Source organism: Maridesulfovibrio zosterae DSM 11974, from assembly GCF_000425265.1.
In the GTDB taxonomy this organism is placed as follows: domain Bacteria; phylum Desulfobacterota; class Desulfovibrionia; order Desulfovibrionales; family Desulfovibrionaceae; genus Maridesulfovibrio; species Maridesulfovibrio zosterae.
This window is the reverse complement of sequence record NZ_AUDC01000003.1, coordinates 1-1,983: the sequence shown is the minus strand read 5'-3', so window position 1 is coordinate 1,983 and position 1,983 is coordinate 1. Positions and strand designations below refer to the sequence as shown.

General features: G+C 41.8%; 1 protein-coding gene. It reads right to left on the bottom strand.

Annotated features, from left to right (window positions below; translation table 11 throughout):
- Positions 1–1,983 (bottom strand): hypothetical protein (locus tag H589_RS20855; RefSeq protein WP_035074597.1); only part of this gene is annotated, 1,983 nt, incomplete at both ends.

The window sequence follows — 1,983 nt, the reverse complement described above, 5'->3', positions numbered from 1 at the left end:
TGAGCCCGATGCAATAATACTGCTGGACCATTTTTTACTTTCCAAGTCGTACTCATAGACTTTTCCTTCATCTCCGGCAGCATAAAGCTTGTCTGCGTAAGCCCAGCAACTGTTCAGATTTTCGGAAGAAGGTTTCTCAAATCTAGTTACAGTTTTTCCATCGTATAAAGCTGCATATCCGCTGTCACCGACAATATAAATTTTGTCAGAGCTTAAGCACATTATCCAGTTTAAAGTAGCACTGCTGCCTTTATCCTGAACATCAATTTCCTCAACTTTCCATACATCACCGGAATTCTCCGAAAACTTATAAAAATGGCTACCGGAAGCCCCGTAGATAACATCGCCGGAGGGTGAAGCAGCAATCAAACCTAAAGAGGTTGGCATCTTATCACCATCTGTAGATGCAGTCTGCTCAATAAAAGAGCATCTGGATTCATTTATTGTACCCTTATAAAGACCGCTGGAGTCAATGCAATAAATAACACCATCTCCAGCGGCTATGGCCATATTGCACTGAAGCTTATTCTCGCCTGTCAGTTCCAGCTTTTCCCATGAATCTGAAGTCTTGCGGGCAATATTATAAGCAAAGCTTGAAGTACTCTCGCGCATCGCATCCTGGTTTTGCTCCTCTTTAACCTCATAAATAGCATAAACTTCGTCACCGGAGCCAAAAACATAGGATGAGGAAGTACCTATAATGCCGTCACCGACTCGCTCAGAATCCCAGACAACAGAACCGGTATCAGCCTTTACAGTACCGTGGTAAGATCCCTCGTAACTTCCGACGTAAACATCTGTTTTGGAAGCATTATATATATACATGAAAGAATTATCTGGACTGGCTACAGTACTGGCAAGAACATTGCCGAACTTTGCTCCTTCGGAGTAAAAGGGAGGACCAGGGAACATGGAAGAAAACATTATACCTGAACCGGATGATGCTATATATGATGGTTCTTTCTCATTTCCTTCATACTTGCTCCATGTCCAGTCAGAGAACATATAGACATCAGAGCCCTGGGAATAAGCAAGATAGCTGGATGAACCGGAGAATTTGGGAGAGTCATAACTTGAACCGGGTAAGTTACGTACTGAACTAGCGTAATTGGAAGCATCTGCTGAGACATCAGTCTTCGCTGCAACACTAGAATCATATATAATACAGAGATTTCCAGCAGTTGTATCAATGAGAATAAGCGTTCCATCAGTTGCAGAGTATAAACTCAAAGAATGCTCACTTATCGTAGAAAGTAGATACTTAAAGGCTTCTACCTCAACAAACTTTCCTGATAGTTCTGCTGTTAAATGGTTGTCATCATCAACCATAGCCATAAACTTATTGTCTGTGGTAAGTACGTAAAGGGCTTTTGCTGTTGCGCCGCATGCGCTTATTTTACCACTTTCAATATTAGTTTCCACAGCAGCGGCTGAACCTGTTGAATCCGGGTCGGCTGCTTGAATATCGTAATGAGGTAAACCAGCATTATTACGGGCAAAAGCATAAATTGTGCTGCCCAATACTGCATAAGAGGCATAATTATGATCTTCATACGTAAGCTCGTCACCGGTTGAATCATGCACGTCAGTATCGAGAGTTACGATCTGCAATTTATCCGAAGCTGTTTTCGAAACAAAATAATCTTTACCATCTTTTTTGACAAATTTGCCTTCATCTGAAGGTTCGGTAATACCACCACTCGCAACCTTCCAGCTGGCACCTTTGTCAGTCGTGACATAAGCATTAAAATGAGTGGGTTCATCACTAATATTTTTAAAAACACCTATATATTTACCGTCCCCCGAAATAAGAGCTGACGCAGAATTCGTACCTGGAATAGAGCTAGTCTTGGTCCAGTAAACTTCTTTCCCGTAAATAGAAGCACCATTGTTACCGGAAGCGAAAACCTTTTTAGCATCAGCGCTTGCTACAGTATTAAGATTTTCAGTTGTAGTGGTTTGCGGTACGTATGTTGCTGAATA